Source organism: Pseudomonas sp. IT-P4 (genome assembly GCF_949767755.1).
GTDB lineage: Bacteria > Pseudomonadota > Gammaproteobacteria > Pseudomonadales > Pseudomonadaceae > Aquipseudomonas > Aquipseudomonas monachiensis.
The window spans coordinates 218,087-230,694 of sequence record NZ_CATKPX010000100.1 but is presented as its reverse complement, the minus strand read 5'-3'; the positions used below and the strand labels follow the sequence as shown (position 1 = coordinate 230,694).

Genomic DNA, 12,608 nt, shown 5'->3' with positions numbered 1-12,608 from the left:
CTTCACGCCGGAGTTGCAAGGGGTGTACCTGAAGCAGGAAGGCGGTCGTACCCGGGCGTATGGGTATGTGATCAAGGCCTGATGCTGTACTGCTCAAAAGCGTCCAGCCTACAAGATTCATGTGGTCAAGCAGTAAGCATTAGCCCCTGTCCGGCCGCGTGTTGCACGTCGCCAGACCCAGGTTCAAAACCCTGCAAAAAGGCAAGGAGTTTGCGATGGCTGATTCAAGCAAGAAAATGGGCCTGATGGGGCTCACGACGCTGGTAACGGTCAACATGATGGGCTCGGGCATCATCATGTTGCCCACCAACATGGCTCAATTGGGTGCCGTCTCGCTGCTGTCATGGATCTTCACGGCAATCGGTTCGATGGCCATCGCCTACTGTTTTGCCCAGTGCGGAGTCTTCTGTCCGCGCTCCGGCGGTTTGTCCGCGTACACCGAAGAAGCCCACTCAAAGTCGGGTTTTTTCCTCTGTTCTTACCTGTACTTCCTGTCACTGGCCATCGCCAACGTGGCCGTGGCCATTTCGGCGGTGGGCTACATGACCGCCTTCGTGCCCTGGCTGGGCACGGGTGCCATTCCATTGTGCGTCGGCACGATCTCGCTGATCTGGCTGACCACCTTCGCCAACTTCGGTGGCCCGGGCATCACCGGCAAGATCGGCGCGTTCACGGTGTGGGGGGTGATCATTCCGGTCGCGGGCCTGAGCATCATCGGCTGGTTCTGGTTCAAGTCCGATGTGTTGGCCGCTGCCTGGAACCCCAACAGCCTGCCGATTTCCGAAGCCATCGGCAAAGCCATCCCCCTGACCCTGTGGGCCTTCCTGGGCATGGAGTCGGCGGCCCAGGCCACCGATGCCGTGGAAAACCCCAAGCGCAATGTGCCGCTGGCCTGCCTGTTCGGCACCCTCGGTGCCGCCGTGGTCTATGTGCTGTCAACGACTGTCATCCAGGGCATCATTCCCAATGACGAACTGGCCAAATCCTCGGCGCCTTTCGCGTTGGTCTACGCCACGATGTTCAGCCCGATGGTGGGCAATATCGTCATGGCGCTGGCGGTCATGGCCTGTGTCGGCTCGCTGCTGGGCTGGCAATTCACCCTGGCGCAAACGGCCAAGATGACGGCTGACCAGAACCTGTTCCTCAAGCTGTTCAGCAAGGTCAACTCGATGAATGCGCCCGTCGTCGGCATGATTGTCTGCGGTGTGCTGCAGACCCTCATGGCCCTGTCGACCATCTCGCCGGATGCCGCCGCCCAGTTCAGCAAACTGGTCAGCCTGGCGGCGGTTACCAACCTGATCCCTTACATAACGGCGATGACCGGCCTGCTGGTGATCATGCACAAGGCCGGGGTCTCGTCGGGCATTTACTCGCGCAACCTGGTGGTCTTGCTGATTGCCATAACGTACTCCTTGTACGCCCTGTATGCCTGCGGCAAGGATGCGGTGATGGGCGGCACCCTGGTGCTCGCTGTCGGCTACCTGCTCTATGGATTCCTCGCCAAGCGCTTCACCGAAGCGCCAGCGGCCAACCAGGCCAGGGTCGCAAACCCTTAGGCGTGGCCAACAGGACTGCACAGACATCTGCATACGGGGAAACCGGACATGAACGTACCATTTGCCACAACCACCAGACTGCTGCTCGCCTTCGCACTCTCGACGCTGCCGCTAGTGGCCGGCGCCAATACCCTCGAACGTGTGCGCAGCAGCCACACCTTTACCCTGGGCTACCTGCCTGACCTGGCCCCTTTCAGCAAGCAGGAGGGCGACAAGGCCAGCGGTTATGCCATCGACCTGTGCCTGAAAATCGCCGACAAGCTCAAGAGCGAACTGGGCCTGCCCGACCTGCAAGTGCACTATCAGCCGGTAACGGTTTCGGACCAGGTCAGTGCCGTGAGCCAGGGCAAGGTCGATATCCTCTGCACGCCGACAGCGCCTACCCTGGAACGGCGCAAGATGATCAGCTACTCCATACCGGTCTACACCGCCGGCCTCTCGGTGGTGGTGCGCAACGATGCCGGCGAGCCGTTGCTCAACGTGCTCAACGGCAAGGTCGCCAATGCCGGCCCGACCTGGCGCGCCAGCATCAACAACGGCCTGGCCAACCAAACCTACGCGACCCTGGAAGGGGGCGTGACCGAAGACTGGATTCGCGAACAGATGCGCCTGCTCAACGTGATTGCCTCGCTGGTGACCGTGGCCAACAACGACGAAGGCGTCAAACTGGTCTCCGAGGGCAAGGCCGATGCGTTCTTCTCCGAACGCATGCTGCTGCGCAACGAAATCGCCAAGGAAGGCGCCGACAAGAACCTGATGATCCTGGACCGGATCTTCGAGTACTCGCCGGTGGCGATGATCGTGGATCGCAATGACGAAGACTTCCGTTTGCTGGTCGATACGGCCCTGAGTGAAGCCTACTACTCGGGCTACATAGAAAAGGCCTACGACCAGTATCTGGGCGGGAGCAACCTTACCGTGAAGAGATTGTTCAGGGTCTATGCATTGCCCTGATGCCGTCGAGAATCAAAGGCCGCTTGCGGGCGGCCGTTATCGAGCAGGTTGGCGAGCCGCCTCAAACTGACCTGTTACAGTTACCCAGTGCCTGTCCAAGGCACTGCTGCAGGCAAGTAGCAGACTACTCAGGAGCTTTATCATGCGAATCGTCGCAGCCACTGTGTGCACACTCCTATTCTCCCTGGCTTTGCCATCAATCTCCTTTGCGGGCTCCAATTGCGATGATGCGGGCAGTGCAAGTGATGTCAGAAACTGCTTGAAAAACAGCAATGATCAAAAGGGGAAGGGCAATTGCAATGACAATGGCAATTGCGGCAAGGCCAAGGACAAGGCCAAAAATAATAATGATGACGATTACTCGGTCAGTTGCATGGAGATCAATAACCTTACCCTGCGACGTCAGTGCCTTGATAAACGCAGAGATTGAATGACGGGATTGCACCAGCGGATCCAGCAATTGTTGAGCGCCAATCAACTGCGAAATCATGCAGCGAGCTGAGCGTCGCCGACGACCCCCAGCATATGTCGGGTATCGGCCGTTGGCTGCCTGTTGCCCGGATGCCAGACGGTCAACAGGCGCCAATGGCTATCGGCTGAAACGTTCGGCCAGGCTGTGCAGGTAATCGGCCATGACTTCCAGGTCCTGGCTGATGGCGGCGCCTTGCTTGGCCTGCCCGGCGCTGTGATCACACAGTTGGGCAATGCGGGTGATCTGTTGATTGATATCTTCAGCCACGTGACTTTGCTCTTCGGACGCCGAGGCCATCTGCTGGCTCATGCCGGTTATCCGGGTGACGGCCTGGCTGATGCCGACCAACGCCGACTGCACCGCCTCGACACTTTGCATGCTTTCGCGGGAAATCTGCTCGCCACGATTGGCCGTTGAAACGGCGCGATCGGCACCGTCATACAGTGAAGCGATGATGCCGTGGATCTGTTCGGTGGAGGTGCGGGTGCGTTGGGCCAGGGAGCGCACCTCGTCGGCAACCACGGCAAAACCGCGACCTTGCTCACCGGCCCGCGCCGCCTCGATGGCCGCATTGAGCGCCAGCAGGTTGGTCTGTTCGGCAATGGAGGTGATGACATCCACGACACTGCCGATCGATTGCGTTTCGCTCGCCAATGCATTGACCGCCTGGCCAATCTCGTTGACCGCCTCGTGCATGGTTTTCATGGCACTCAGGCTTTGCCGGGCCAACTCGCTGCCGTCACGGGTCAACTGGTCAGCCTCCGAGGCGGCATGTGCGGTGCTGATGACGTTCTGCGTGACTTCCTGAATGGTGGCGGCCATCTGTGAAATGGCAGCGGCAGACTGATCGGTTTCACTGCGCTGGCGATCCAGCGACTGCGCCTGGGAACCTGAAAGCTCCGATGACTGCGCCGCCTTGGCCTTGACATTGACCCCGGCGTCGACCAACCGGCTCAGGGCTGTCTGCAGGCGCGCTTCCTCACTAAGCATGGCCATGTCCAATTGCCCCTGGGGGCCGTGGTTATCGCTGTAGGTGAGCGCGACCAGCGGATCGGAAAAGGCTTTCGGATGCTCGGCCAGGGTGCGCTCGATGGCCCTGCGATTTCGGGACTCGATCAGGTACCAGGCAATACCAAGGCTTGCGATCAGGACCCCTTGTGCCGCCGTTTGAGGTAGCCACTGACTACCCACCAGTGAAACTCCGCCAGCCATCAATAATGGCCATCCCTGTCGGAGTGGCCGGAATATCCGCGCGCTGCGCGCAACGATCGGCTTGCCGGCCCGCATCCTGGAATAGAGCGCTGATGCCCGCCGGACCTGGTCGCGGCTGGGCACCGAGCGGACCGATTCGTAACCACTCATGCGTCCGTTTTCATAGATGGGCGTGACGTAGGCACTGACCCAGTAGAAATCACCATTTTTCGCGCGGTTTTTCACAATACCCATCCAGGGTTTGCCTTGCTTGATGGTATGCCACATATGCACGAATACCCCGGGTGGCATATCGGGGTGTCGAACCAGGTTATGGGTCTGCCCGACCAGTTCGTCGTAGGTGAATCCGCTGATGGCAACGAAGGCGTCATTGCAGTAGGTGATTCGGCTGTCCAGATCGGTCGTGGAGATCAATCGCTGTTCGGTGGGGAAAACTCTTTCATGCTCGGTTACGGGTAAATTCACACGCATACAATGCGACCCCTCGGATTATTATTATGTTGAGCATATAAATCAGGAATGCGCCCAGGCATTGCGCCGGCCGGGCCGGGCGTCAGATCGGGGGATTCAACGCGCGGGCCTGAAGAGGAATTTATGGACGGGGGAGGCTATCGACCCTTCATTCGACGACAATTTCTTTTCATTTCATGACAAATCGGCGATATCAATGTGAAATCACTCGTGACGTCGACTTGAGTGGCCCCTGAGCCGCGAATGAGCATCGCAGTCAGAGGCCGCTGATGGAAACCCTGCTTACATGACGCCTGCCGGCTCGTTTCGTGTTTTCAGGCCGATGCGCCCACGCCCTCGGCTTTCTCCTGCGCCGCAACGTCATGCAGGGAAATTCTTGAAGTCTCCGGTAATGCCAGCCCGCCCGCCAATGCGAGCAAGGCAATCGCGATCAGGTAGAACGCCGGCGACAGGTTGCTGCCGGTGGTGCTGATCAGCCACGTTGCCACCAGCGGCGCGGTGCCGCCGAACAGGGTGTACGCCATGTTGTAGGTGATAGCCGAGGCGGTGTATCGAGTACGGGTAGGGAAGGTTTCCGAGAGCAAGGCCGCGGTGACCACGCCACACAACACCGCGCCAATCGCCAGGAGCATGACGCCGACGATGGACGCGGCGAACGAACCGGAACTGGCCATCAGGAACGATGGATACACGACCACGATCAACAGCGCGCAAGCCGTCATCACCGTGATTCGACGCCCGACCCGGTCCGAATACAGCCCGGCCAGCGGGCAGATCGCCGCAGCGAACAACAATGCAATCAGGGACACCAGCAAGGCTGTTGCGCGACTCAGGCCTCCGGCGACTTGCAGGTAGGTCGCGAAGTAGGTGGTGAACATGTAAAACGAAAGCGCCGTGAGTGACACAAAGGCGCCCAGGCAACAGATCGCCGCACCATGGTTGCGCAAGGTTTCCTTGAGTGGGGAGTGGGCGACAGCATGTTCCTGAGTCACTGCCTGGAATGCCGGTGTCTCATCGAGCTTCCAGCGCAGGTAAAGCCCCACCAGGCCCAGAGGCGCGGCAATCAGGAACGGCAAGCGCCAGCCCCAGCTCCCCATCGCTTCGGCGGACAATGACGCCTCGAGCGCGTACGCCACCACGGCGGCCGCGGCGAAGGCGGAAAATGTCGAGACCGGAATGAAGCTGCCGTACCAGGCGCGTTTATCACTCGGTGCATGCTCCATCAGGTAGGCACAGGCGCCTGCGTATTCTCCCCCGGCGGAAAAACCCTGGGCGCAACGGATCAGGGACAGAAGAATCGGCGCCATGACCCCGATCGCCGCATAAGTGGGCAACAGTCCGATCAAGGTTGTGGCGCCGGCCATCAGCAGGATGGTCATCGCGAGGGTGCGCTTGCGGCCGATCCTGTCGCCCAGCATGCCGAAGAAAATCCCGCCAAGGGGCCGAAACGCAAAGGCCACGGCGAATACCGCAAAGGTCTTGAGCAGCGCGGCACTGGCATCGCCGCTGGGGAAGAATTGCTGGGCGATGGTCGTGGCCAGAAAGCCGTAGACGGCAAAGTCGAACCATTCGACGAAATTGCCGATGCCGGCGGCCACAATCACTCTTCTCAGCGTTTGCGGGCTGACTTGTTCCATAGTTGCGCTCGTCATGCTTGACCTCGACTGTTCGTCAGTAAGCTATCGATTATCGGGGCAGGCCCTGAGGTGGCTCACTTCAAAAGTGTCACCCACATAGTCAGTACCGACTTCATGCCGTTGAATGAGGCAGGATTCGCGCCAGATTGGCCCAAGGAGGGAAAAGGCCGACTTTTTCGCAAATTTGAAAAGCGTTGGGGGTATTGTCGGTCGCAGGGATCAGATCAATCAGAAGGGATGAAGATGACATTGACTGCCGAAAGCCTGCTCAGGATCGCAATGGCCAACCCGGTAAACGCAGAAATTTCCGCTCGCTTGCCTGAGCTCGGTTTGAACCAATGCCTGCTCACGGCCGGTTGCCTGTTCCAGGCCGTCTGGAATCATCAGGCACAGCGACCGCCGGCGTGGGGTGTGAAGGATTACGACGTCTTTTACTTCGATGATGACCTGTCGTGGGAAGCTGAGAATGAGGTTATCCAGTCAGGTCAGCGTCTGTTCCAGGACCTCGACGTGAACATTGAGATCAAGAATCAGGCTCGCGTCCACCTGTGGTACGGCCAGCGCTTTGGCGGGGATTATCCAAGGCTTCAGTCAGCCAAAGACGGGATTGACCGCTACCTGGTTGCCGGCACCTGCATTGGCCTGGATATTGAAACTGGCGAGGTCTATGCGCCCAACGGCCTGGCCGACACAGAGCACGGACTACTTCGAATCAATCCAAAGAATCCCAAGCCAGAGCTGTTCGATCAGAAGGCGAGAAGTTATCAGGCTCGCTGGCCGTGGCTCAGGATCGTGGAACAGCAACGTTGAATGGGGGGAGCCGATTGCTGCCGGTCGCGTCGGGCTTCAAACGCCCCCCCTTAACGACCGGGTGCCTCATTTAGCACACGCCGCTGCTACTTTTTCGCAGCGAGAAATGACTCGGTGCTACCCCATACCAGCGCTTGAATGCCTGGGAAAAGCTCGACAGGTCGCTGAAACCCAGTCGCTCGGCAATCTCGGTGAGGCTCAGGCGTTCGTCGTTGAGCATTTCGATGGCACTGTGGCTGCGGGCCTCGGCCAGCAAGGCACGGAAAGTGGTGCCTTCATCGTGCAGGCGGCGCTTGAGGGTGCGTGTGCTGACGTGGATCAGGCGGGCCATGGCGCACAGGTCCGGTGGCGTGTTGTCGGTACTGGTCAGGTAGTGCTGGACCAGCGCCGTCATGCCGGAACGGGCGATCCGCCGCTGCATCAACTGTGTGCACATCTGCTCGCACATGCCCACTGTGACGGCGTTGGCTTGTGGCAAGGGGCGCGCAAGGAATGAGCGATCAAAGGCCAGGCTGTTGCTGCTGGCTGCGTAGGCAGGCGCCAGCCCCAACAAACGGTCGTTATCGCACTCGTGAGCGGGACCTGCGCGCAGCGTGAAACGCGACAGCGAAAAGTCATCGCCCCCCAGTTCCTTGAGCAACAGCGCCCCCGCAGCCATGTCCCGGGCCAACAGAAAATCCCGCAGGTCGGGTGCCAGCCCGGGCGTGGCGAAAGTCAGCACACCTTCACTGCCTTGCTCTTCATAGGTCACCACGGTGAATGCGTAGGTCAGTGGCAAAAAGCTCAGTGCCAGGGCTAGTGCATCCCCGGTGGTCGCGCTGCTGATCAGGCCGTAACCGAACAGGCCGTAGGTCGAGAAGTGGTAGCGTGCACCGACTTCGAAGCCAAGACCCGGAGGATGACCGAGCAACTGCAACAGATTGCCGGTCACCCGCAGTTCCTGATCGGCAGTCAGCTCCAGATTCGGGTCGGCCAGTTGCGCCGCCGTCAGCCCCGAACCGGCCAATATCGCGCTGGCCTCCAAGCCTTTTTCGACACCGAACTCCACCAGCAGCAAGGCGCTGGCCGGGCCACGCAGAAAATCCCGAAAGCTCATGCCGATGTGCCTGTGGCGAAAAGGTTGGCCCGAATAATAAAACAATTGTCCCATTCCAGCATTCGGTTCTTTATCAATGGCCGTCACCATCCTTTGCGCACGGTTTGTCGTTTAACCATCAATAAAAGGCCGTTGCGGCACCTGGCGAAAACCTGGAGGCGCAATTGTGTGTTGTCGGGTAACCCCGCAAATCTCGCACTGCCTTGCACAAGGGAGAACAACAATGAAAAAGACCTTCGATTACATCGTAGTGGGCGGCGGTTCCGGTGGTTGCGTGGTTGCCGGTCGGCTAAGCGAAGATCCGGACGTCAGTGTCTGTTTGCTCGAGGCCGGTGGTGGCGGGCAGTCCAGCCTGGTCAATATCCCGGCGGCGATGGTGGCAATGGTGCCGACGTCGGTGAATAACTGGGCCTTCGACACCGTCCCGCAAATGGGGCTGGAAGGGCGCAAGGGCTACCAGCCAAGGGGTAAGGCACTGGGAGGTTCCTCTGCGATCAACGCCATGATCTACGTGCGGGGTCATCAATGGGACTACGACCATTGGGCCGCCCTGGGCAATACCGGTTGGGGGTTCAAGGCTGTCTTGCCGTACTTCCGTCGCAGCGAACACAACGAGCGCATCGGCAACCACTTGCATGGGCGGGGCGGGCCGTTGTGGGTCAGCGATTTGCGTTCGGACAATCCATTCCAGCAACGTTTTCTGGAGGCGGCCCGCGAGTCCGGTTTGCCGCTGAACGACGACTTCAACGGTGAGGAACAGGAAGGCGTTGGCATCTATCAAGTCACGCAAAAGCACGGTGAGCGCTGCAGCGCGGCGCGGGCGTATCTGTTGCCGTATGTGGGCGTGCGCAACAACCTGACTGTCGAAACCCGGGCCCAGGTGCAACGCATCTTATTTGAAGGCACTCGCGCCGTGGCTGTCGAGGTGCTGCAAAACGGCCTGGTTCGCACCCTGCGCGCCAGGCGGGAAGTCATTCTCGCCGCCGGGGCTTTCCAGACCCCGCAACTGTTGATGTTGTCGGGCGTGGGGCCGAAAGAGGAACTGCAACGCCACGGCATCCCGCTCTTGCAGGACTTGCCTGGTGTCGGGCAGAACCTGCAAGACCACCCGGACTTCGTTTTCGTCTACAAGACCTCAAGCCTGGATGCCATGGGTGTTTCACTTGCAGGCAGTACCAGAATGCTCAAGGAAGCCGGCCGTTTTCGCCGGGAACGTCGAGGCATGCTGACCTCGAATTTTGCCGAGGGCGGAGCGTTTCTCAAGACGCGCGAAGGGCTGGATAAACCGGATATTCAATTGCATTTTGTCGTGGCTCCGGTGGAGGACCATGCGCGCAAGTTGCGCCTGGGCCATGGGTTGTCGTGCCACGTTTGCCTGTTGCGTCCGCGCAGTCGCGGAACCGTATCTCTGGCCAGCAAAGACCCGCAAGCGGCCCCGCTGATTGATCCGGCGTTTCTTCAGGACCCGCAGGACCTGGAAGACATGGTCGCGGCATTCAGACTGACACGCCGTTTGATGCAGGCACCGGCCCTGGCCAACTGGATCACCCGCGACCTGTACACCGACGGGGTCGACACCGACGAGCAGATCCGCACCGTACTGCGTCGTCGTACCGACAGTGTCTATCACCCGGTGGGCACTTGCCGCATGGGCGATGACCCACTGGCCGTGGTCGACGCACAACTTCGTGTACACGGTCTGCAAGGGCTGCGAATCGTCGACGCATCGGTGATGCCTACCCTGGTCGGCGGCAACACCAACGCACCGACCATCATGATCGCCGAGAAAGCCGTTGATCTTATTCGCGGTATTGGGCGGGTGTGTTCCTCCGCCCGGACTGAAACGACAGCCACCACTGAAAACAACAATGAGGCATCTTATGTCGTTGCATGAAGTTGGAACCGGCAGTCAGTCGGCAACAGCCTTGAGCGCCATCATCATCGGCAGCGGTTTTGCCGGTATCGGCATGGCCGTTGCCTTGCAAAAGGCCGGTGTGAAGGACTTTGTGATCCTGGAGAAGAAACAGGACGTCGGCGGTGTCTGGCGGGACAACAGTTACCCCGGTGCCGCGTGCGACGTACCTTCGCACTTGTATTCGTTTTCGTTTGAGCCGAACCCGGACTGGAGCAGGGTGTTCGCGCCCCAGGCCGAGATTCATGCCTATCTGCGGCATTGCGCTGACAAGTACGGGCTGGACAAGCACATTCGTTTCGGCGCCGAAGTGGTGTCCGCCGAGTTTGATGAACGCACCTCGCTGTGGCACGTGACTCAGCAGGATGGCAGCGTCCTGAGTGCATCGCTGTTGATCAGTGGCACCGGTCAGTTGAGTCGCCCGGCGTTCCCGAAGCTGGCGGGTATGGAAACCTTCAAGGGACACGTGTTCCACTCGGCGACCTGGGACCACGGCTATTCGCTGGCTGGCAAACGCGTGGCGGTGGTCGGCACCGGTGCATCGGCCATTCAGTTCGTGCCGGCGATTGCCGGGACTGTCGGGCACATGAAAGTGTTCCAGCGCTCGCCGGCGTACCTGATGCCTCGACCGGATCGGGCTTACTCGGAGCGGGCCAAATCATTGCTGCGCAACGTGCCCTGGATGATGACCGCGTACCGTGCCTCGATATACATGCGCTACGAGTCCCGGGCGCTGGCGTTCACCCGATTCAAGGGCTTGATGAAGTGGGCGGTGGGAATTCCGTTCCGTCGACTGTTGTCCGGGCAAGTGCCGGACCCGGTACTGCGCAATAAACTGACCCCGGATTATCCATACGGCTGCAAGCGTATCCTGCTGTCGAGCGATTACCTCAAGGCCATGAGCCGGTCCAACGTGGAGTTGGTGACCGACGGCATTGCGCGAGTCACTGAAAGCGGCATTGAAACCGTTGACGGCCAGCGGCATGAAGTCGATGCGATCATCTACGGCACGGGGTTCGCGGCCACCGAGTTTCTGTCGCCAATGCGTATCGTCGGGCGCAATGGCGTGGACCTTAACCATGCCTGGCGCGATGGCACCCGCGCGTATCTGGGGCTGACGGTTGCGCAATTCCCCAATTTCTTCATGTTGTATGGGCCCAACACCAACCTGGGCCACAACTCGATTGTCTACATGCTGGAAAGCCAGATCGCCCACGTCATGCGCTGTTGGCGCGCGATGAAGGGCAACGGCGCCAACACCGTGGAAGTCGACTCCAGCGTGTATGAGCGCTTTCATGGGCAGGTCCGGCAGCGCCTGGTCAACACGGTGTGGAACGGCTGCAAGAGCTGGTATGTGGATGACGCTGGCAACAACAGCACCAACTGGCCTGGGTTCACCTTGAGCTATCGCTGGCTGACGCGGTTTTCCGGGTTGCATGCATACCGCTTCACACGCGAGTTTAAAGGCGGCGCGACCGTTGGCGAATCCCGCGACTGGGCGGAAACGTTGAGCGCCGGATTCCTGAGGGTTTTTTTGCGCACCACGTTTCGCTCTCTGATCGGGCCTGGGTTGGCTGCGCCAGCGCAGAGAAAGGTCGTGAGCCTATTGTCCAGGTTGATGCCTGGCACTGGCGGCGTGATTCGTTATCGTCAGCAGGCAAACGGCGTTCCCGTGCAAGTGGTCGCACCGAAGCAGGGTGAAAACGGCGGGGTCATTCTGTACCTGCATGGCGGGGCGTTCTGCCTTGGCTCGCCGGATACACATTGGAGCATCACCAGCCGCTTGGCCAAGACCTCGGGGATGTCGGTGTGGGTAGCTGATTATCGCCTCGCGCCAGAACATCCTTGCCCGGCGGCATTGGACGATGCGCTGGCTTGCTATGAGGCACTACGGGCTCAGGGGTATGCCGCTGACCGAATCTTCCTGGCCGGTGATTCGGCGGGCGCCTCGCTGGTGTTGGCTCTGGCGCTCAAGCTGCGTGATCTGCATCCGCATTTTGCCGCCGGCATGCTTCTGTTGTCGCCAGTGGCTGACGAAAGCCTGAGCGGTGCTTCCATGGCCTCGCGGGTCGAACAGGATCCGATGATCCGTCGCGGCTGGCTGGAGCAGGGGCTGGGCTGGTATGCCGGTACGCAGGTGATGGACTGTCCGCTTGAGGTGGACCTGCAAGGGCTGCCGCCGATGTTGATCCAGGTCGGTGACCATGAGCTGTTGTTGTCTGACGCCACCCGATTGGCCGAGCATGCGCTTGACTGCGGGGTGAATTGCCGCCTGGAGGTGTATGCCGCACGCTGGCACGTGTTCCAGTTGCAAGCCTTCTACCTGCGTTCGGCGGCCAAGGCGTTGAAGACCCTCGGCACATTTGCCCGGGAGCAACTGGCACGCACGAAGCCTGGAATGACGTAAAACCAAAAACACAAAAGCCCGCCATTCTCTTTAGGGTGGCGGGCTTTTCGGCGTTTTATCGGGCGTTCTTGCTCGCTGGTC

General features: G+C 59.9%; 8 protein-coding genes and 2 pseudogenes. 5 read left to right on the top strand and 5 right to left on the bottom strand.

Features of this window, described 5'->3' with window-relative positions:
- Positions 1-215 precede the first annotated feature (215 nt).
- Positions 216-1,556 (top strand): putrescine-ornithine antiporter, encoded by a 1,341-nt coding sequence (potE, locus tag ACM6IT_RS27975; RefSeq protein ID WP_056724945.1) that lies wholly within the window; start codon positions 216-218, stop codon positions 1,554-1,556.
- A 48-nt stretch (positions 1,557-1,604) separates the two neighbouring features.
- A complete protein-coding gene (locus ACM6IT_RS27970; protein ID WP_056724943.1) occupies positions 1,605-2,510 on the top strand; it encodes an amino acid ABC transporter substrate-binding protein in 906 nt (301 codons plus the stop codon).
- A gap of 196 nt (positions 2,511-2,706) precedes the next feature.
- Here the strand turns inward: ACM6IT_RS27970 and ACM6IT_RS27965 are convergent, their stop codons facing one another.
- The 4 genes and pseudogenes from ACM6IT_RS27965 to ACM6IT_RS27950 form a co-directional block, all read right to left on the bottom strand.
- Entirely contained in the window at positions 2,707-3,000 is a 294-nt protein-coding gene (locus ACM6IT_RS27965; RefSeq protein WP_414919110.1) for a hypothetical protein, read from the bottom strand.
- A gap of 99 nt (positions 3,001-3,099) precedes the next feature.
- Positions 3,100-4,074 (bottom strand): annotated as a pseudogene (locus ACM6IT_RS27960) (methyl-accepting chemotaxis protein); the annotation flags it as partial.
- A gap of 282 nt (positions 4,075-4,356) precedes the next feature.
- Positions 4,357-4,665 (bottom strand): annotated as a pseudogene (locus ACM6IT_RS27955) (PAS domain-containing protein); the annotation flags it as partial.
- A 314-nt stretch (positions 4,666-4,979) separates the two neighbouring features.
- Positions 4,980-6,317, bottom strand: a complete 1,338-nt coding sequence (locus tag ACM6IT_RS27950) for an MFS transporter (RefSeq protein ID WP_056724938.1) — start codon at positions 6,315-6,317, stop codon at positions 4,980-4,982.
- Between the two features lie 228 nt (positions 6,318-6,545).
- On the opposite strand from ACM6IT_RS27950, the gene ACM6IT_RS27945 reads away from it, so the two are divergent.
- A complete protein-coding gene (locus ACM6IT_RS27945) occupies positions 6,546-7,112 on the top strand; it encodes a nucleotidyltransferase family protein (protein WP_409079229.1) in 567 nt (188 codons plus the stop codon).
- A 70-nt stretch (positions 7,113-7,182) separates the two neighbouring features.
- On the opposite strand, the gene ACM6IT_RS27940 is transcribed toward ACM6IT_RS27945, so the two are convergent.
- Complete coding sequence (locus tag ACM6IT_RS27940; protein WP_056725112.1) at positions 7,183-8,208, bottom strand: AraC family transcriptional regulator; 1,026 nt, start codon at positions 8,206-8,208, stop codon at positions 7,183-7,185.
- Positions 8,209-8,431: 223 nt separating this feature from the next.
- Here ACM6IT_RS27940 and ACM6IT_RS27935 point away from each other — a divergent pair, with 223 nt between their 5' ends.
- Positions 8,432-10,102 carry a GMC family oxidoreductase gene (locus ACM6IT_RS27935; RefSeq protein ID WP_414919109.1) on the top strand — a complete coding sequence of 557 codons (1,671 nt, stop codon included), beginning with the start codon at positions 8,432-8,434 and terminating at the stop codon, positions 10,100-10,102.
- Positions 10,089-12,527: a flavin-containing monooxygenase gene (locus ACM6IT_RS27930; protein ID WP_414919108.1), complete on the top strand. Its 2,439-nt coding sequence runs from the start codon at positions 10,089-10,091 to the stop codon at positions 12,525-12,527. The genes ACM6IT_RS27935 and ACM6IT_RS27930 overlap by 14 nt, the downstream gene beginning before the upstream one ends.
- Positions 12,528-12,608 lie beyond the last annotated feature (81 nt).